General features: G+C 68.7%; 15 protein-coding genes. 7 read left to right on the plus strand and 8 right to left on the minus strand.

Features of this window, described 5'->3' with window-relative positions; genetic code table 11:
* The first annotated feature begins 184 nt into the window (after positions 1-184).
* On the plus strand, positions 185-1,600 hold the full coding sequence (locus tag ACFRAQ_RS17670) for a lipase maturation factor family protein (RefSeq protein WP_379100702.1): 1,416 nt from the start codon (positions 185-187) through the stop codon (positions 1,598-1,600).
* On the opposite strand, the gene ACFRAQ_RS17675 is transcribed toward ACFRAQ_RS17670, so the two are convergent.
* Both ACFRAQ_RS17675 and ACFRAQ_RS17680 read right to left on the minus strand, forming a co-directional pair.
* Positions 1,521-1,982 carry a TfoX/Sxy family DNA transformation protein gene (locus tag ACFRAQ_RS17675; RefSeq protein ID WP_379100705.1) on the minus strand — a complete coding sequence of 154 codons (462 nt, stop codon included), beginning with the start codon at positions 1,980-1,982 and terminating at the stop codon, positions 1,521-1,523. The two genes, ACFRAQ_RS17670 and ACFRAQ_RS17675, sit on opposite strands and share 80 nt — an antisense overlap.
* Positions 1,983-1,984: 2 nt before the next feature.
* Positions 1,985-2,650 (minus strand): hypothetical protein, encoded by a 666-nt coding sequence (locus tag ACFRAQ_RS17680; protein ID WP_379100708.1) that lies wholly within the window; start codon positions 2,648-2,650, stop codon positions 1,985-1,987.
* 139 nt (positions 2,651-2,789) lie between these two features.
* On the opposite strand from ACFRAQ_RS17680, the gene ACFRAQ_RS17685 reads away from it, so the two are divergent.
* Positions 2,790-5,294 carry a sulfatase-like hydrolase/transferase gene (locus ACFRAQ_RS17685; RefSeq protein ID WP_379100711.1) on the plus strand — a complete coding sequence of 835 codons (2,505 nt, stop codon included), beginning with the start codon at positions 2,790-2,792 and terminating at the stop codon, positions 5,292-5,294.
* Positions 5,295-5,307: 13 nt separating this feature from the next.
* Here the strand turns inward: ACFRAQ_RS17685 and ACFRAQ_RS17690 are convergent, their stop codons facing one another.
* On the minus strand, positions 5,308-7,500 hold the full coding sequence (locus ACFRAQ_RS17690) for a phosphocholine-specific phospholipase C (RefSeq protein ID WP_379102134.1): 2,193 nt from the start codon (positions 7,498-7,500) through the stop codon (positions 5,308-5,310).
* A gap of 322 nt (positions 7,501-7,822) precedes the next feature.
* Between ACFRAQ_RS17690 and ACFRAQ_RS17695 the strand changes: the two genes are divergently transcribed.
* On the plus strand, positions 7,823-8,296 hold the full coding sequence (locus tag ACFRAQ_RS17695; RefSeq protein ID WP_379102136.1) for a GtrA family protein: 474 nt from the start codon (positions 7,823-7,825) through the stop codon (positions 8,294-8,296).
* A gap of 4 nt (positions 8,297-8,300) precedes the next feature.
* Here ACFRAQ_RS17695 and ACFRAQ_RS17700 read toward each other — a convergent pair whose 3' ends face one another.
* The 4 genes from ACFRAQ_RS17700 to ACFRAQ_RS17715 form a co-directional block, all read right to left on the minus strand.
* On the minus strand, positions 8,301-8,633 hold the full coding sequence (locus tag ACFRAQ_RS17700; protein ID WP_379100714.1) for a transglycosylase family protein: 333 nt from the start codon (positions 8,631-8,633) through the stop codon (positions 8,301-8,303).
* A 69-nt stretch (positions 8,634-8,702) separates the two neighbouring features.
* Positions 8,703-10,157, minus strand: a complete 1,455-nt coding sequence (locus tag ACFRAQ_RS17705; RefSeq protein ID WP_379100717.1) for a flavin-containing monooxygenase — start codon at positions 10,155-10,157, stop codon at positions 8,703-8,705.
* A gap of 92 nt (positions 10,158-10,249) precedes the next feature.
* Complete coding sequence (locus ACFRAQ_RS17710; protein WP_379100719.1) at positions 10,250-11,185, minus strand: tyrosine-protein phosphatase; 936 nt, start codon at positions 11,183-11,185, stop codon at positions 10,250-10,252.
* A gap of 44 nt (positions 11,186-11,229) precedes the next feature.
* Complete coding sequence (locus ACFRAQ_RS17715) at positions 11,230-12,696, minus strand: glycoside hydrolase family 5 protein (RefSeq protein WP_379100722.1); 1,467 nt, start codon at positions 12,694-12,696, stop codon at positions 11,230-11,232.
* A 188-nt stretch (positions 12,697-12,884) separates the two neighbouring features.
* On the opposite strand from ACFRAQ_RS17715, the gene ACFRAQ_RS17720 reads away from it, so the two are divergent.
* From ACFRAQ_RS17720 to ACFRAQ_RS17730, 3 genes are all read left to right on the plus strand, one after another.
* Positions 12,885-13,790, plus strand: a complete 906-nt coding sequence (locus tag ACFRAQ_RS17720; RefSeq protein WP_379100724.1) for a tyrosine-protein phosphatase — start codon at positions 12,885-12,887, stop codon at positions 13,788-13,790.
* Positions 13,791-14,098: 308 nt separating this feature from the next.
* Positions 14,099-14,563 (plus strand): hypothetical protein, encoded by a 465-nt coding sequence (locus ACFRAQ_RS17725; RefSeq protein ID WP_379100727.1) that lies wholly within the window; start codon positions 14,099-14,101, stop codon positions 14,561-14,563.
* Between the two features lie 34 nt (positions 14,564-14,597).
* The gene (locus ACFRAQ_RS17730) at positions 14,598-15,386 is read left to right on the plus strand and encodes a spermidine synthase (protein ID WP_379100729.1); all 789 of its coding nucleotides are present in this window, start codon (positions 14,598-14,600) and stop codon (positions 15,384-15,386) included.
* Between the two features lie 243 nt (positions 15,387-15,629).
* Here ACFRAQ_RS17730 and ACFRAQ_RS17735 read toward each other — a convergent pair whose 3' ends face one another.
* A complete protein-coding gene (locus ACFRAQ_RS17735) occupies positions 15,630-16,580 on the minus strand; it encodes a LysR family transcriptional regulator (protein WP_379100731.1) in 951 nt (316 codons plus the stop codon).
* Positions 16,581-16,756: 176 nt separating this feature from the next.
* On the opposite strand from ACFRAQ_RS17735, the gene ACFRAQ_RS17740 reads away from it, so the two are divergent.
* Positions 16,757-17,296 carry an SMI1/KNR4 family protein gene (locus tag ACFRAQ_RS17740; RefSeq protein WP_379100733.1) on the plus strand — a complete coding sequence of 180 codons (540 nt, stop codon included), beginning with the start codon at positions 16,757-16,759 and terminating at the stop codon, positions 17,294-17,296.
* Positions 17,297-17,309: the final 13 nt, after the last annotated feature.

Below are 17,309 nucleotides of genomic sequence, written 5' to 3' on the forward strand. Positions count from 1 at the left end.
GGAATCGTGGAGGGCGCGGCAAGGGGTGCGAGGGTCCGTACCGCTGCCGCGGCCGCGGCCGTTGACGGGCGGGGAGTCAACGGCCGCCGGGTCACCCGGGCCGGAGCGCGCGCGGGATGACTACGCTTCTCAGTAGGAGCGGAGTAGCCGAGCTGAGGCGACACACCGGCGCAGGAGGCGCGGGATGGAGTGGTTCAGCGCACCGGAATACTGGCTCGCGCGACAGGTGCTGACGCGCGGGGTGGCCTTCGTCTATGTGATCGCCTTCGTGTCGGCCGCTCGGCAGTTCCGGGCGCTGCTCGGCGAACACGGCATGCTGCCCATACCGCGCTGGGTCGCGCGGCGGTCGTTCCGGGCGACGCCGAGCATCTTCCACCTCTATTACTCCGACCGGTTCTTCGCGGCCGTGGCCTGGGGCGGCGCGGCGGTCGCGGCGGCGCTGGTGTGCGGGGCCGCGGATCTGCTGCCGCTGTGGGCGGCCATGGTGGTGTGGCTGCTGCTGTGGGTCCTCTACCTGTCGATCGTGAACGTGGGGCAGGTCTGGTACTCGTTCGGCTGGGAGTCGCTGCTGCTGGAGGCCGGGTTCCTGGCCGTGTTCCTCGGCAACGACCGGGTCGCGCCGCCGGTGCTGGTGCTGTGGCTGGCGCGCTGGCTGGTGTTCCGGGTGGAATTCGGGGCCGGGTTGATCAAGATGCGCGGCGATCGGTGCTGGCGGGATCTGACCTGCCTGTACTACCACCACGAGACCCAGCCGATGCCCGGTCCGCTGAGCTGGTTCTTCCACAATCTGCCCCGGCCGCTGCATCGGGTCGAGGTGGCGGCCAATCACGTGGCCCAATTGGTGGTGCCGTTCGGGCTTTTCGCGCCGCAGCCGGTGGCGAGCATCGCGGCGACGATCATCATCGTCACCCAGACCTGGCTGGTGCTGTCCGGGAACTTCGCGTGGCTCAACTGGCTGACCATCGTCCTGGCGTGGTCGGCGATCTCGAATTCCGCAGCGGCGCTGGTGTTCCCGGTGTCGACGCCGGCCGATCTCGCGGAGTCTCCGCTCTGGTTCACGGTGCTGGTGTTCGCGTTCACCGCTGTCACGCTGACGCTCAGCTACCTGCCGGTCCGCAATATGCTGTCGCATCGCCAGCGAATGAACGAGTCCTACAACCCATTCCACCTGATCAACACCTTCGGCGCTTTCGGTGTCATCGACCGCATCCGCTACGAGGTGGTCATCGAGGGCACCGACGAGGCGGTCCTCACCCGCCATACCCGGTGGCGCGAATACGAATTCAAGGGCCAGCCCGGCGATCCGCACCGCATGCCGCGCCAGTTCGCCCCGTACCACCTGCGCCTGGACTGGCTGCTGTGGTTCGCCGCTCACTCCTCCGCTTACGCGCGACCGTGGTTCGAGAGCTTCCTGCGCCGCCTGCTGCGCAACGACCGCGACACCCTGCGCCTGGTGCGCCGCAACCCGTTCCCGGACGACCCGCCCCGGCACGTCAGGGCGCTGCTCTACGAGTACCGCTTCACCGGACCGCGGGAACTGCTCGAAACCCGGGCCTGGTGGGTCCGCGACGTGGTCGGCTCGTACGTGCCGCCGCTGTGACCACGGGCTCCTCACCCAGCTCGGCGCGCAGTTCACGGCGACGGTCCGTGCCGACGCCGCGGCGATCGCGATAGGTGAGCGCGCCCTCCATCGCCCAGAGCATCTCCAGGTCGAGCCCCTTCACATCGGCCGCGCGCATCCGGCGGTAGGCCTCGACGGGACCGATGGCGGCGAGGTCGTCGAGCGTGGTCACGTCCGCGTGGGCCAGCATGGCGGCCGCCGCGGCCCCGAGCTCGTAGCCGCGGTCGCGCCACACGCGAATCCTCAGATGGGTTTCGCCGCGGACGGTTTCGGCTTCCTGCCAGATGGCTGGGCGCAGCAGGTCGGGGTCGACGGGGCGTTCCTGCCGCGAAAGCACGTGCGCGCGAGCCCGACCGGCCACGCTCACCATCGGCCGGAAGCGGCGGAAGATCTGGATCTCACCGTCGTAGCCCCGGTCGTACGGGCCGAGGTAGGTGTAGTCGGTCCGGACGCGTCCAGACTCATGGCGCTCAGCGCCCAGGCGCGGGCTTCGTCGGGACTCGACGGGGTGAGCGCGACCAGCCCCTGACCGCGGGTGACGCGGCCGCGATGCCGCCGGTGGTGGTACCGGCTCCACCAGCCCTCCAGGGCAGCCGGTTCCAAGGTCCGGTCCAGCCCGAAGGTCTGCCATCGCACGGTGCCCTCCGGTTTCGACAACGGCAACCGCCGCTTCAGTTGTCCCGCGATCCGATCATCGAACGGCGTGCACCAGCCCGGCACCAGGAGGATCGGATCGGGCGGCTCGGCATCGAAGGGATTCGGGGTGAGGAAGGCCCGATCGATGAGCACGACCGTCCCCGGGCGAGCCTGATACGACAGCCCCCACAGCAGTCGGCCCAGCAGCCGCGAACCGTGATCGTCCGACAGCACGTGCCAGGTCTCGTGAAACCGGTTGGTACTGAACCGCGCATGCGTCCCGGGCCGCAATGTGATCACCGTGTGGGTACGACCGGGCGACCGCACCACATGCCGGTGCAGTTTGAGGCCGTCGGTGACGGATCGGGCGGTACCCGTGCGCTGCTGCTTCATCGGTCTTATGACGCCACAGCGGTGCGGCCCGGATCAACCGGATTTCGACGGGGTCGGTTTGTTGCGCTTCGGCCACCGTGTGGAGGCGCAGGGGCAACTATTCAGCGAATACTGTGGAGAGTTGCCTAGCGTGCTTGATATGACGCCGTCGAAGAACGAGCAGGCTCCGTCCGACGATCCCCAGCCCACCCGTGGCAAACTCTCCAGGCGCTCGATCCTGGGTGGCTTCGCGGCCGCGGGCGTCGGCGCCGCCGCGGTCCCGTTCCTCGCCGGGTGCGACAAGTCCTCCGGTGACAGCCCTCCCGGCTACGGGACCGGCATCAACGAGGGGTTCGACGGCAAGATCGAACTCGACGTCCGTGATTCCACGCCGGATTGGAAGCCGTTCGAGCTGAGGAAGGCCCCCGACGGCGCGCCCAATGTGCTGGTGGTGTTGTACGACGACACCGGCCTGGCCTCGTGGTCGCCCTACGGCGGTCGCATCAATATGCCGACCCTGCAGAAGTTGGCCGACAACGGGCTCACCTATACCCAGTGGCACACCACCGCCCTGTGCTCGCCCACCCGCTCCACCATGCTGACCGGCCGCAATCACCACGTGAACCGTTTCGCGTCGATCACCGAGGCCGCCAATGGATTCCCCGGCGCGGCGGGTCGTCTGCCCGCGCAGTGCGCGACGGTCGGTCAAGTGCTGCAGGACAACGGCTACAGCACCTTCTGGGTCGGCAAGGACCACAACGTGCCCGAGGAGGACATCTCCCCGGGCGGCAACAAGTCCGAGTGGCCGACGCAGATGGGCTTCGACCGCTTCTACGGATTCCTCGGCGGCGAGACCAACAACTGGTATCCGGACCTGGTGGAGGACAACCGGTTCATCGAACAGCCCTACGGCCCCGAGCAGGGCTACCACCTGTCCAAGGATCTGGCCGACAACGCCATCAAGATGCTGCGTGACCAGCGCTCGAGCAACCCGTCCAAGCCCTGGTACCTGTGGTTCTGCCCGGGCGCCAATCACGCGCCGCACCACAGCCCCACCGAATACGCCGAGAAGTACCGGGGCACGTTCGACGACGGCTACGAGGCCTATCGCGAATGGGTGCTCGCCCGCATGATCGACAAGGGCATCATGCCCGCGGGCACCGCGCTGACCCCGCTCAATCCGCTGCCGAAAGACGTTGCGGTGGACGCGGACGCGGTGCGCCCGTGGGAGTCGCTCAATGCCGACGAGAAGCGGCTGTTCTCCCGCATGGCCGAGGTGTTCGCCGGGTTCTCCGAGTACACCGACGCGCAGGTCGGGAGGATCGTCGAATACCTCGAACAGACCGGCCAGATGGACAACACCGTCATCTTCTACTGCGCCGACAACGGCGCCTCCGGGGAAGGCTCCCCGAACGGCTCGGTCAACGAGAACAAATTCTTCAACGGCTACCCCGACGACTTCGCCGAGAACATGCGGTACATCGACCGGCTCGGCACCCCCGACACCTACAACCACTATCCGACCGGCTGGGCCGTGGCCTTCTCCACCCCGTTCCAGATGTTCAAACGCTACGCACAGTACTCCGGCGGCACCTGCGATCCGCTGATCATCCACTGGCCCAAGGGAATCAAGGCCAAGGGGCAGATCCGCCACCAGTACCACCACTGCGTCGACATCGTGCCCACCATCCTCGACGTCACCGGTGTGTCGATGCCCGAGCGGTACCGCGGCGTCGAGCAGTACCCGATCAACGGCGTATCCATGCGATACACCTTCGACGACGCCGACGCCGCGACGAAGAAGCAGCGCCAGTACTACGCGATGCTCGGCACCCGCGGCATCTGGGAGCACGGCTGGAAGGCCTCGGCGGTGCACGCCGCGATCAGCGGGAAGGGCCATTTCGATCAGGACACGTGGGAGCTCTACCACGTCGACGAAGACCGCTCCGAATCCAAGAACCTGGCCGACCAGCACCCGGACAAGCTGAAAGAGCTGATCAACGTGTGGAACGAGGAGGCGAAGGACAACTATGTCCTGCCGCTCGACGATCGCACCGCCGTCCAGCAACTCGGTGTCGAACGTCCCCAGGCCGAACCGCCGCGCGACCGATACGTCTACTACCCCGGCACCTCACCGGTTCCCGAGGGTGTCGCGGTCAATATTCGCGGCAAGTCCTACAAGATCCTCGCCGGCGTCGACCTCGCACCGGACGCGCAAGGGGTCATCTTCGCGCACGGTTCGCGTTTCGGCGGGCACGCCCTGTTCATCAAGGACGGCACCCTGCATTACGTCTACAACTTCCTCGGCATCGCGCCCGAACAGGACTTCGTCGCCGCGTCGCCACTGACCCCGGGAAAACACACCCTCGGCATGGAATTCGCCCGCGAGGGCGCCGGCCCGAACGGCGAATCCCTCGGCGCCACAACGCTCTACATCGACGGTCAGCCCGTCAACAAGGGTCCGATGCGTGCCCAGACCGGCAAGTTCACTCTCGCCGGTGACGGACTGTGTGTGGGTTACGACAGCGGGGACAGTGTGTCCCTCCAGTATCGGACCCCCGGCACCTTCACCGGGGGAACCATCCGGAACGTCACCATCGACGTGGGCAAGGAGTCCTACACCGACCTGCAGAAGGAGGCGGCAGCGGCGCTCGAGCGCAACTAGCCGCCCCCCTCGGTCACGCGGTGACGCCGGCGCTGCCGTTCTCCAGGTGACCCGCGAAGTGCCTGCGCCAGTTGCCGTTTCCGGACGCGGTCAGGGTCAGGTCGTACCAGCCCTGGTCGAGCGGGGCGGTGAAGTCGCGGGTGGCTCCCGCGTCGACGGTGCTGCGGGAGCCACCGACATCGATCGTCGCCGCCGCGGAACCGGAATTGCGCACGGTGACAACGAAAGTCGGACTGGACGCGGTGCCGCCGATGGCCGCCGTGGCGGTCAGTCCGGCGTCGCCGTCGCCCGCGGCCTCGGCGAGGAAGCCGTTGGGCGCGTGGACGGCGAAGTCGTAGGCGCCGTTCACCGGGAAGCGCTCCTCGGCGGTCGCGCCGGGCGCGACGACCGTCTGCCGGATCGAATTGCTCTGGTAGGCAAAGGATTGGAATGGCATGGGGACCGAGCCCTGATTGCCGAGGCGGATGGACGCGTTCGCGCCGGAGACCTCGATCCAGGCCAGCGGCTGGTAGGGGAGTGGACGGGCCTTGGCGCGTCCGGGCTCCTGGGCGGGCATCTGCTGACCCGCCGGCGACGGCGGGACCGGCTTGGGCAGGTTCTTCTGCCCGGCGGCGCGGGCGCGTTCGGCATTGGCGTCGGGCAGCGTCGGGATGCTGGTATCGCGGCGGCTGAAATCGAAGCAGCTGGTGAGGTCACCGCAGACGTCGCGCCGCCAGGCGGAGATATTGGGTTCGGCGACGCCGGTCCAGGCTTCGAGGAAGCGCAGCACCGACGTGTGGTCGAACACCTGGGAATTCACGTATCCGCCGCGGCTCCACGGGGAGATGACCAGCATGGGGACGCGCGGGCCGAGGCCGATGGGCGCGTTGCCGCTCAGCCCCGAGGCCGCCTTGGTGATCAGGTTGCCGATGCTCGCCGACCCCGAGCTCGACCCCAGCGTCGCCGAGCCGGAGCTCAGGTCGCCGCCGATATCGCCCGCCGCTGGCAGGATCTCGTCGAGGGTGCCGGGCGGCGCGGTCGGGGGCACCATGTGGTCGAAGAAGCCGTCGTTCTCGTCGTAGTTGACCAGCAGGACGGTGGACTCCCACAGTTTCGGGTTGTCCCACAACGCTGTCAGGACGCGCTGGATGTAGGCGGCGCCGTCGGCCGGGCGGTAGGCCGGGTGCTCGGAGTAGCCGGCGGGCGCGACGACCCAGGACACCTGGGGCAGGTTTCCGCTGGCGCAGTCCGAGATGAACTGCTGCAGAACGTAATCGATATTGCTGCCGTCGACGCCGGCCGGCGGGGGCGTCATGCCGCCCGCGGTCACCATGGCGCGGTCGGCCAGCTGCCGGACGGCGGGATCAGAGGATTTCGCGGCATTGTGGTAGTTCTGGAACAGCCACAGCGGGTTGTCGCCGTAGTCCGCGAGGAACGGGCCGCCGCTGTGCGAGTCGGCGTACACCTGCCACGAAATCCCGGCCTGCTGCAGGCGTTCCGGGTAGGTGGTCCAGTGGAAGGCGGGCCGATAGTCCGGCGGATTGGCCACCGCGGGTCCGCCCGCGCGCCCGCCCGGGTCGATGGTGCCGGTCCAGTGGTAGAGCCGGTTCGGGGTGGTCGGGCCCTGGATCGAGCAGAAGTAGTGGTCGCAGATGGTGAACGCGGACGCCAGCGCGCGATGGAACGGGATGTCGGCCTCGGTGAAATAGCCCATCGTCATCTTGGACTTGGCCGCGATCCACGAGTGGTACGCGCCGTCGGCCCACGCCACGTGGGTGGTGTTCCAGTCGTGCGCGAGATCGCCCATGTCCTGGCCGTCCACGCGGGTGGTGTCCACATGCCAGGGCAGCAGGAATCCGGTGCTGCTGAACGCGTCCGGCTGCTGGAAGGCGTTCCGTTCCCCGCCACCGCCCGACCCGCTGCTGCTTCCGGTGCCGGACCCGCTGCCGCTGCCGCTGGCCGAACCGCTGGCGCTGCCGGTGCCCGCCGACCCACTGCCCAGGTCGGTGCCGGGCCCGCCGGCCAGCACCGCGTCCATGGCGGCCTGCAGCACGGGGTTGTAGCCGCCCGCCGGTAGGCGCACGGCGCGCTTGTCACCGAAACCGCGGACGCCGCTCATGGTTCCGAAGTAGTGGTCGAAGGACCGGTTCTCCTGCATCAGGATCACCACGTGCTGCACCTGATCGAGGCTGCCCGAGCGGCCCGGTTCCGCCAGCGCCTCCGCCATGCCCTCCGGCAGCCCGGCCACTCCCGCCGCGCCCGCCGCGCCGGCGGCGAGCATGCCGCCCAGCACCTTCCGCCGATTCGCCGTTCCGAACCCACGCCCCATCAGGAATCTCCATTCAGCATGTCGGTCAACACTTCCGACTCACGTCCCGTCGAGGTCTCGGGGACGCGCCGAAGGATGCTATGGCACCGCCGTGATCGCGCGGAAACACTGATTTCGGGCTGATTGACAAGTGCTGGTTGTCGATGGCGAATCGGCCCGCAGAAGTTGGCCAGCTGATCATCTTCGGGTCATGCGGGGGTGTCAGGGTGGCCGGGTGGGTATGCAGACACAGCCGCGGCCGGTGCGCGTGGTGCGCTGGTTCCACGCGCTGTGCGACGGGTTGGTCGCGCTGGTGCCGGGTCGGCCGCGCCGCTTCGTGGCCCCCACCTTCGTCGGCTATCTCCTGGTGAGCGCCTTCACCTTCGGCGTGGACCTGCTGCTGCTCACCGCGCTGCACGCGGTGGCGCCGCTACCGGTCGCGGTGACCGTCGCCTACTGCGCCGCTTTCGGATTGAGCTACCTGCTGAACCGGGTCCTGAACTTCGAATCGCATGCCGCGGTCGGCCCCCAGCTGGCCCGCTACCTGGCGGTGGTGGTCGTGAACTACCTCGCGTTCATCCTCGGCGTGACGAGCGGCGTCGCGGCGCTGGGCGTCGACTACCGGATCGCCCGCGTCGTGGGCAGTCTCGGCGAGGGGTTGTTCATGTACGCGTCCATGCGCTGGATCGTCTTCCGGACCAAGACCGCTCCGTAGCGGTTCAGAGGAAGGTGCCGCAGGTGGGCCAGGCGCCCGGACCCTGCCGGGCGAGGACGCGTTCGGCGACGCGGATCTGTTCCTCCCGGGTGGCATCGGCCGGATTCCCCCTGCCGCCGTATGCCCGCCATGTGCTGGGACTGAATTGCAGGCCGCCGTAGTACCCGTTTCCGGTGTCGGCGGTCCAGTCCCCGCCCGCCTCGCACTCGACCACGGCGTCCCAGTCGTGCCGGGGCCGGGCCTCCGCGGTGGCGGATATTGCGCAGGTCAATGCCGTGAAACCTAGTGCGAAAGCGAGGGTGCGAGCGGGTCTTCGAAACTCGTGCTGTCCGATCATGGCGTATCTCCGCCCTGGTAGACGAACGCGCGGGCAACAATCAGACGATGGTAACTGAAGATTCGCTCATTATTGGAATGTGAAGTCCGAGGGATCCGGTTCGGCCAGCATCGACTCCATGGTGGCGCGGTCGAACGGCAGCAGGTCGATGCTGCCGCCCTCGGTGAAGTACCAGGAGTTGCAGCCGGTGTTCCACACCGTCGGGCCCATGGCCTGGGCCACCTCGGACTCGAAGCGGTCGGTCGCCTCCGCGGTGACCTCGACGGTGTCGAATTCGCCCGCGCTCCACCGCTGGATCCAGCGGGTGATGTAGCGCGCGGTCACCTCGGCGGCGTGGTGCAGCGGGATCGAGCCGGTGGGGGAGTGCGGGCCCAGCACGGTGAACAGGTTGGGGAAGCCCGGGATCGCGGTCATGCGGTAGGCGCGCGGTCCCTTTGCCCAGGCGTCGTCGATCGAGACGCCGTCGCGGCCGGTCAGATTCATCGGCCGCATGTAGTCGTGGGCGCGGAAGCCGGTGGCCAGCACGATCACGTCGACATCGTGGTGGCGGCCGTCGGCGGTGCGGATGCCGGTCGGGGTCACGGCGTCGATGCCGGTGGTGACCAGCTCGGCATTGCGGGCGCTCAGGGCCCGGTAGTAGGTCCCCGACAGCACCTGGCGCTTGCACAGCGGCTCGTAATCGGGGGTGAGCCGCTCGCGCAGACCCGGTTCCAGGACCTGGGTGCGCAGGCTCAGCCGGGCGTACTCCTGCACCGCGCGCCGCCGCCAGCTCGGGCGGGTGACCACGTCGGTGAACAGCCGCGCGCCGGTCATCCCCGCTTGGTAGAGCGCGCGATTCACCTGTGGCAGCCGCTTGAGCGCCGCGCCGACCAGTGCGGGCTGCGGGATCTGCATGGGCGCCCAGATCACCCACTGCGGGCTGCGCACGAAGTGGGTGATGCTCGCGGCCTTCGGCTGCAGCGCCGAAACCACCTGGACGCCGGTCGATCCCGTGCCGAGCACCGCGATCCGCTTGCCGTCGGTCTCTACCGTGTCGTCCCACCGTGCGGTGTGCACGATCGGGCCGGTGAACTCGGACAGACCCGGGATGTCGGGCACGGCGGGATGATGCAGCACGCCGGTGGCGGCGATGACGAAATCGGCGGTGTGGCTGCTGCCGTCGGCCGTCTCGACCCGCCACGCGGAGCCGGAGAAGGTCGCGGCGACCACCTCCGCGTTCACCCGCAGGTGCGGCCGCAGGCCGTACCGCTCCACCACGTCGGCGAGGTACCCCTGGATCTCCGGGCCCGGCGCGAAGATGTGCGACCAGTCCGGCTTCGGCGCGAACCCGAACTGGTACAGCTGCGAGGGCACGTCGCAGGTCAGGCCCGGATAGCGGTTCCAATGCCACACCCCGCCGACGTCGGATCCCTTCTCGAGGATCGTGAAGTCGTGGAAACCCTTGCGCTGCAGGGTGATAGCGGTGGCGATTCCGGACACGCCGGCGCCGATGATCACGATCCGAGGCTGCCGTGGCGCGCCCATCCCCAACCTCCTTGTTGGATACCCGAAGAACTCAAATACTGACGGTATTTGGAATCGCCGGGTAAGTCAATCGGCGGGACGGGCGCCCTCGGTCAGGCCAGCAGTCTGGCGCGCAGCGCGTCGATCGTGGCCTGATCGAGGCCCAGACCCTCGCGGACGTAGCGGTCGACGCTGCCGTAGAGACGGTCCACCTCGGCGAAGGCCGCCTCCAGCCACGATAGTTCCACCGCGGTCGGATCGCCGGTCACCGTGTTGGTGGCCAGATAGTCGGCGTTCACCACGTCCCGGGGCACGCCGAGAAGGGTGAGCAGCACCGCGGTCGCCCAGCCGGTGCGGTCCTTGCCCGCGGTGCAGTGGTACACCGTCGCACCACCGGTGTTCGCGGCGATCGACCGGAACAGGGTCGCGAAGGCGACGTCGGAGCCGTGGAAGTTGACCATGAACGGGTACCCGATCGATTGGCCCATATCGGAGGAGCCGTGCAGCAGGCCGTCGATCACGGCGCGGGTCAGGGTGATCGGCGCGAACTCGTGGAACGCGATGCCGCTGTCGAAGCTGACCACGTCGGCCACCTTGTACTGCGCGCCCGTCGGCACCCGGTCGGGCGCGCTGCCGCGCTCGGAACCGTTGCGCAGATCCACATCCAGGGTCACCCCGGCGGTGGCCAGCGTGGCCAGGTCGGCGTCGGTGAGCCCGGACAGCCGGTTGGAGCGGAAGGCCACGCCCGTGCGGACCGTGTGCCCGTCGGCGGTGCGATAGCCGCCGATATCGCGGAAGTTGCGCGCGCCCGCGAGCCGGATGGCGGTGGAGGCGGGCGCGGGCAGGGCCGAGACCGGGTCGTCGACCGCGGCCGAGCCCGACCCGGCCGAACCCGAGGAGCCGAGACCGCCCGAGCCGGAACCGGATCCGGAGGCGATATCGCTGGGCTGCGCCGTCGCGGGAGACACGCCCAGGGTCGCGCCGAGGGTGATCAGGCCGGCGAGCGCGACCGCCGCGACGTCGAGACGGGGCTGGGTGGGAGAAGACATGGGGGACCTGCTTGCTGTGCGGGGAGAACGGGGATCCAGGTCCGTCAGGACTGTTTGATCGAGTACGAGCCGGTCGCGGTCCCGGTCAGCTGCCAGCCACCCGCCACCTGGGTGAGGGTGAGGTCGGAAACATTGGCGGACTGCAGGTTCGGGCGCGCGGCACCGGGGTACCAGGCTTCCACACGACCGGTTCCCGTGCCACTGAAACCGGCGGCGGTGACGCTCGACAGGGCGCCGGGCACGGCGCGCGGGTACGCGCGCGACAACGGCCGGGCGTACCCGGCCGCCTGGCCCTGCGGCGCGCCCGAGGGGCAGGCGATCCGGTTGAGATTGCCTTGCGGCTTGCCGGTATTGCCGTCGCGCACCGCGTGCGGATCCCCGCACGCCTGCTTCCACGACCACCAGGTGCCGCCCACCCGGTTGGCGTCGAGCTGATCGATGAACCGATCCACCTTGGGCGCATCGGAACCCGGGTCTCCGAACCAGCCCCATTCGCCGGTCCACAGCGGCGCACGGTATTTGGCGGCGGCGTCGAGCCCGATCGTGAAGCCCAGCTCGATGCTCGGGAAGGCGTTCACGACATTGATCGATTCGCTGTACAGGTGCGGCGAGAACACCGCCAGCGGATCGGTGATGTAGTGCGCGGGCGGCGTGGCGTCGATGCCGAGCGCCGACCAGATCGCGCTGGGCTCGAAAATGGCCAGGTGCGGCGCGCTGCCCCGCTCGGCCTGCCGGATGGCGGCGATGACCCGCTGGTAGTACTTGCCGAGCTGATCCGCGGCCGAGAACGGGTCGCGCAGACCGGGATTGGGCTCGTTCAGCAGGTCGTACCCGGCGATGGCGGGTTCGTCCTTGAACTCCGCGGCCAGCTTGGCCCAGGTGTTCACCAGATGTCCCTGGATGCCCTGGGTGTCGTCGTAGAAGTTCTGGAAGGCGCGGGCCACCGCGGGCGCGGTCTCGCGGACCCCGCCGAAATTGCAGGTGGTCCAGCCGTCGGTGAGGGTCGCCCAGGCGGGCGCGCCGTCCCAGCCGATGCCGGGCTTCATGAAGATCGGGCACCCTTGCCCCTGAGGTGAGCCCACCGCCTTGCCCCACGCGTCCTGGTGCATGTCCAGCACGGTGTAGATGCCGTTGGCCTTGGCGTCGTCGACGGCGGTGTGGATGCGGGCCAGGTAGGCCTGGTCGAACGCGCCGGGCGTGGGCTCGAGCGCGGACCAGGCCAGGTTCAGCCGGACCACATTGAAACCGAGCGCCGCCATCTGCTCGAAGTCGGTGCGATCCAGCGGCGCGACGGTCGGCAGCGGCTGGTCGTTCTGCGCATAGTCGTTGAGCTGGTTGACATTCGCGCCGCGCAGCAGCACCGTGCGGCCGGTGACATCGGTGATGGTCCCGTTCGACACGGTGAGCTGGGGCAGGGTCCAGCCGCCCGGTTCGGCCGCCGCGGGCTGGGCCCCGAGAGCGGTGCACACGAGCGCCGTCGCGACGGCCAGGATCCGACCTCGATTCAACATGCCGAAAACCTAACGGCTCCCGCGGCGGGCATGGAAACACCTGTTCGCGGCCGATTCACTTGATCGGCTTGTGAATGTTCGTCCAGTCCCTGTCCCACTGAACGAGACCCATTGGACTGTTTCCGGTGCGGTTCCCGCCGGTTCATTCGCCCCGCGTAGATCTGTCGGCGATCAACACGCGATTAGGAGTGAGTCAGTTGTCAGTTTCATGGCGTCGTACCGCCGTCGTCGTCGCGCTCAGCGCCGGGCTGTTCGCGAGCCCGCTGCTCGGAAACATCGCCGGCGGTGAGCTGTCGGCGCTGCCCGTCGCCGCCGCCAAGCCCAGCACCGCCGTCGCCGACGCGCCGCGCCTGGGCAGCGTCGACAATTTCCGCGATGTCGCCGGAACCGGCGCGGGCTACGACGCGCAGGGCAGCCACCACGTCAACAAGGGCGTCTTCTACCGTTCGAACGCGCTCGCCGCCAACGACGCCGACCTCGCCACCCTGAACGGCCTGCACCTGACGGCCGTGTACGACCTGCGCACCAGCGGCGAGATCGCCACCAAGCCGGATCGCGTTCCGGCCGGCGCCTCCTACACCAATATCTCCATCCTGAGCGGCGACGTCTCCGGCGGCATGGGGAACCTCACCAGCCCCGAGGCCGCCCGCGAAGCCATGCGCGCCCTCAACCGCCAGTTCGTCACCGGGGCCTTCGAACGCGCTCGCTTCGCGGAGCTGCTGACCCAGCTCGCCGACCAGCAGGGCCCGGCGGTATTCCATTGCACCGCGGGCAAGGATCGCACCGGCTGGACGTCCTACCTGCTGCTCAGCCTCGCGGGCGTCGACCAGCAGACCATCATGAACGATTACCTGCTCACCAACGAGTACTCGGCCAAGTCCATCGCCGCCACGCTCGCCCAGATCACCGCCGCCAAGGGCGCCGCCGCGGCCGCTATCTACCAGCCGTTGCTGGGCGTGGAGGCGAGCTTCCTGCAGGCCGGCGTCGACCAGCTCGTGGCCGACTACGGCTCGGTCGACAAGTACCTGAAGGACGGCCTGGGCCTGAAGGGCCAGACCATCGAGCAGCTGAAGCACAAGCTGATCCAGAAGTAGCCCATTCCTTCCGGTTGGTTCTGAAAGGTCCTCCGAGGCAGCGGCTTTCGACCGTGAGCTTCCTCACGGCGAACGGGTCGCCCTCGGAGGACACAGCTTTACAGCCGGTCATCGGAATGCCATCGGCCCGACACCGCCCCGGCACCACCGGCGCGAAAACTGTTCTTCGCACCCGGCGCCGGTCGTCGAGCCTCCACTTCGCCCGGTGTCCGCTCTCGACGCGACCCTCCGTTCATGCCTTCGCGTCGGCCACGGACCGCGGACACCTCGGCGCCGGGTGCGCCCCCACCGCGCGTCCGGAGGTCCCGATGTTCGAATCGTGCTGTTCCCCTCACGAATCGGCGCACCTGCTGCGCTCCCGCTACGGCCTACCGGTGCAGCTCTACGCCGACCGTCCGCTGATCACCGTGGGCGCGGCGGTCGAGGCCCTGACGGTGCCCGAACCCCTCGGCCGCCGGGTGCTCCCGCGCCTGGACTGGCTGCCGTCGGCTCCCGTCATCGCCGACCCGCGCGATCGGCGCTGGACCTTCCTGGTGACCCCGCCCCTCCCCAATCACCCTGTGCCCCAGCGACTCCGACTCTTCCTCCAGTCCCACGCGGTGACTGTTCCCGAGCGCGGCAGCCGGATCCTGTTGCCCGCCGACGATCGGCCTTCCGGCTGGCACTGGGCGAACGAACCCGAACCGGGCCGGTTGCGTCTGCCCCACCGCGCCATGGTGATGGCCGCCGTCCGGCTGTCCATCCTGGAGCGCCCCGACCGCCTGCCGGCCTGACCGCCCGCGCCGAGCGTCCTGCGATCATGTACCGATGAGTAACTGGCTGGAGACGTCCGGCGGCGACACCGACCGCCCCCTCGCCCACCCGGTACCCGGCGTGCGCGAGGTGCGCTTCGGTCTCGCCGAGCTGCGCGCCGACGACGAGCGGCCGGGCGGGTGGCTGCTGAGCGTCAACGGCATCGCCCAGTCCTACGTCGATCTCGACGATCCGACGTACCTCGAGCTCGAGTACATGCGCTACCTGGGCTATGTGGTCGATTCTCTGGAGCCCGCCGGCGCCCCGCTGGACACGGTGCACATCGGTGGTGGAGGCGGCACCTTCGCGCGCTACCTCTCGGCGGTCCGCCCCGGTTCCCGGCACCTGGTCATCGAAGCCGACGAGGCGCTGGCCCGCTTCGTCGACGAACGCCTGGGCCTGCGCTCGGTCCCCGGCGTGGAACTGCGCATCGGTGACGGATCGACCGAGATCGCCACCCTCCCCACGGATTTCGCGCACCTCGTGGTGGCCGATGCCTTCGAGGGCCTGCGTATGGCCGCGGGGATCACCGGCCCCGCGTTCACCGCCGAAGTGGCCCGAGTCCTCCGGCCCGACGGGGTCTACCTGCTGAATCTGGTGGGTGCTCGAATCCACCTGGACGACATCCACTCGACCTTCCCCTACCGCGCGCTGCTCGACGGGGACGTCTTCGCGGGCTACCAGGGCAACCGGGTCCTGGCCGCGAGTCGAGCGCCACTGCCCCTCGATGCGCTGTACCGCCAAGCGGAACGGGCCTTCCCGCCGGTTCGCGTCGCGGCCGAAGGACCCGAAACCCGTCCCTAGCGGCGCTGGTCGGCGAGACGGGCAGTAATCAGTGTCGGCACCGTCGATCGCCGGGGGCTCAGTCCGGTATCGACGGTGCCAACTGGAAAGCGGGCTCCGTCCCGGGTCACAGTCCGGTGCGGAGCCCGCCGCTGTCGAGCATTACGCCCGCGCCGAAAACGCTAGGAGGCAAGACATCTGAAGTGAAATCAATCTTTCGGGTGTACTCACAACCTCGGGTTGTGATTGCCCGGGACCAGCCGGTCAGAGGTGGGGCGGCACCGTGCAGTCCGCGAAATCGGGTTCCTGCAGGAGCTTGACCAGCTCCGGGTGGGTGTCGCGGATGCCGCGAGCCACCTCGACGAACGACCGCACCAGCGCCGACTCGTGCGCGCCGCGCCAGCCGACCGCCACCTCATTGGGCGGGACGTCCGCGATCGGAAGCAGATGTACGCCGGGAAATGGGATCCAGCGCGCGCAGGCGACGGTGAGGACGACACCGACCCCGGTGGCGACCTTGTGCAGCTCCTCGAGCAGCGAGTTCGAGCGCGATACCACCGGGGCCGGGGATCCGCCGCGAAAGGCGTCCAACTCCCAGAACGCATTCCACACCGGATCGGTGGTGGCGGCCCCGAGCAGCGGCTCGTCGAGCAACTCGTGCGCGAAGACCTCGGCGCGCCCGGCCAGCCGATGACCCGTGGGCACCATGACCATCAGCGGTTCGGCGAACAGCGGCTCGAAGTCGACCCCCGCGTCGACGAACGGGCGGCGCGCGAAGGCCACATCCACCGATCCCGTGGCGAGCCCCGCCGAGGGGTCCTCGTAGGTGAAATGCCGCAACTCCACGGTGATCCCCGGGTGGCGGTGACGGAAGGCCGACAGGATCGGCTCGGTCAGGGTCAGGGCCGCGCCCTCCAACGCGCCCAGGACCAGTCTGTCCTGCTCGCCGCGGTGCACCGACCGCGCCCGCTCGATCGCGACGTCCAGTCCGGTGAGCGCGCTGCGGACATCTTGCAGGAAGACCGCGCCGGCGGCGGTCAGCTCGACATTGCGGGTGGTCCGGGAAAACAACACCACGTCCATCGCATGCTCGAGTTGCTTGATCTGAGTGCTCAAGCCCTGCTGAGAGACATGCAGTCGCTGCGCGGCGCGAGTGAAGCTCAGCTCCTCCGCTACCGCGATGAAGTATTGCAACTGGCGGGTGTGGACTTCCATGAGGCGCAGTCTAGGTCGATCGGCGATGCGAACCGAACTCTATCGAGGAACCGGCCGCGCATTGACAAATCGGCCTTGTGAATTGCTCATGAACAATGATTTCTCTTCGCTTCCGGGGTGTTCTAGCGTTTTCGAGGGGCTTTTAGCTCGGGCGAGCGCGGCGACAGGAAACGATGATGAATTGGACTGCCCTGGTGGGTTCTCTCTATTCGGCGCAGTACACCGCTGCGGAGCGCCTCGCGGAACCCGGATTGTCGATGCCCCCCAATCCGCCCGCGTCCGTGGAGGCCGTCGCGGCCGCCGAGCAGCGCCTCGGGGTGTGGTTCGACGCCGAGTTCCGCCAGTTCCTGCTGACCTGCGACGGATGGTCGCGCTACGGGACGGTTCAGCTCTTCGGTGTCGGTGATTTCGCCGCCGGGGAGAAGTGGCGCCGCGATTCGGCCTGCGCGCAACGGTACTTCGATACCGGGGCGTCGGGCACGCTCATCGTGCCCGAAGGGTATCGCCTGGTCCTCGTCGGCAAGACCCTCGCGGCCCAGCGGTTCATCGTGATGCTGTTCCCGACCGGACCGGGCATCGGACCGGCCGCCTGCTGGGACTGCATGGCCGGCATCGACCTCCGCTACCCGAGCTTCGGGGTGTGGGCCGAGTTCGAGGCGTCCGCGATCTCCTACGCCCTGGGCGAGGAGATCGCGGACCGCCGCTGCCCGCAGTGAGCGGCGCGGGCAG

Source organism: Nocardia sp. NPDC056611, from assembly GCF_042792755.1.
Taxonomy (GTDB): Bacteria; Actinomycetota; Actinomycetes; order Mycobacteriales; family Mycobacteriaceae; genus Nocardia.

Coding starts and splice junctions, on each gene's coding strand:
- ACFRAQ_RS17685 (WP_379100711.1), top strand. CDS start 2,790: ATGACGCCGTCGAAGAACGAGCAGGCTCCGTCCGACGATCCCCAGCCC.
- ACFRAQ_RS17710 (WP_379100719.1), bottom strand. CDS start 11,185: ATGTCTTCTCCCACCCAGCCCCGTCTCGACGTCGCGGCGGTCGCGCTC.
- ACFRAQ_RS17670 (WP_379100702.1), top strand. CDS start 185: ATGGAGTGGTTCAGCGCACCGGAATACTGGCTCGCGCGACAGGTGCTG.
- ACFRAQ_RS17680 (WP_379100708.1), bottom strand. CDS start 2,650: ATGAAGCAGCAGCGCACGGGTACCGCCCGATCCGTCACCGACGGCCTC.
- ACFRAQ_RS17705 (WP_379100717.1), bottom strand. CDS start 10,157: ATGGGCGCGCCACGGCAGCCTCGGATCGTGATCATCGGCGCCGGCGTG.
- ACFRAQ_RS17715 (WP_379100722.1), bottom strand. CDS start 12,696: ATGTTGAATCGAGGTCGGATCCTGGCCGTCGCGACGGCGCTCGTGTGC.
- ACFRAQ_RS17740 (WP_379100733.1), top strand. CDS start 16,757: ATGAATTGGACTGCCCTGGTGGGTTCTCTCTATTCGGCGCAGTACACC.
- ACFRAQ_RS17690 (WP_379102134.1), bottom strand. CDS start 7,500: ATGGCGGAGGCGCTGGCGGAACCGGGCCGCTCGGGCAGCCTCGATCAG.
- ACFRAQ_RS17725 (WP_379100727.1), top strand. CDS start 14,099: ATGTTCGAATCGTGCTGTTCCCCTCACGAATCGGCGCACCTGCTGCGC.
- ACFRAQ_RS17695 (WP_379102136.1), top strand. CDS start 7,823: ATGCAGACACAGCCGCGGCCGGTGCGCGTGGTGCGCTGGTTCCACGCG.
- ACFRAQ_RS17735 (WP_379100731.1), bottom strand. CDS start 16,580: ATGGAAGTCCACACCCGCCAGTTGCAATACTTCATCGCGGTAGCGGAG.
- ACFRAQ_RS17700 (WP_379100714.1), bottom strand. CDS start 8,633: ATGATCGGACAGCACGAGTTTCGAAGACCCGCTCGCACCCTCGCTTTC.
- ACFRAQ_RS17730 (WP_379100729.1), top strand. CDS start 14,598: ATGAGTAACTGGCTGGAGACGTCCGGCGGCGACACCGACCGCCCCCTC.